The organism is Robertkochia marina, assembly GCF_004799345.1.
Taxonomy (GTDB): Bacteria; Bacteroidota; Bacteroidia; order Flavobacteriales; family Flavobacteriaceae; genus Robertkochia; species Robertkochia marina.
Genome location: NZ_SSMC01000009.1, coordinates 1 through 655 on the forward strand (window position 1 = coordinate 1; position 655 = coordinate 655).

The window sequence follows — 655 nt, forward strand, 5'->3', positions numbered from 1 at the left end:
GTAGACTTTGATGCAAACACCTTAAATATTGTAGACAATTTAGATGGTACTTACGATTTCACAGATGAAGTTGGAACTGTTATCGCTACGGTGAATACTTCGGCGGCTTCGAATTCTTATAGCAATGCGACTTCTGGTTTGGCTGCGACAAATGTGCAAGCAGCGATAGATGAAATTATTGCCATTGGTGCAGCAGATGCAGATGGTGATCCAACTAATGAGATTCAAGATATTACTACTGATGGTACGGCGGGTAATTTGAGTTTGTCGAGTGGGAGTACTCTTACATTGAATGTAGATGATCCAGATGCGGATGCAACCAACGAGATCCAGGATCTTGGGGAAGTACTTTTAGAGGGCAATGATGCAGGAGGTTCTGTAATCACGAATCTTGGAGTACCTACTTTAGCGAGTGATGCTACGACGAAACAATATGTGGATGATGCGATCACGGCATCGGATCAGGTTGTGGTGAGTACCGATGCGAATAATGATGTTATCGCCGGAGTTGATGGCGGAGCCTATTATGATGATCCAGATGCGGATGCAACCAACGAGATCCAGGATCTTGGGGAAGTACTTTTAGAGGGCAATGATGCAGGAGGTTCTGTAATCACGAATCTTGGAGTACCTACTTTAGCGAGTGATGCTACGA

General features: G+C 44.4%; 1 protein-coding gene. It reads left to right on the plus strand.

Annotation, left to right across the window (positions count from 1 at the left end):
• The coding region (locus E7Z59_RS15350; RefSeq protein ID WP_211089743.1) for a hypothetical protein at positions 1 to 655 on the plus strand (655 nt) is incomplete at both ends.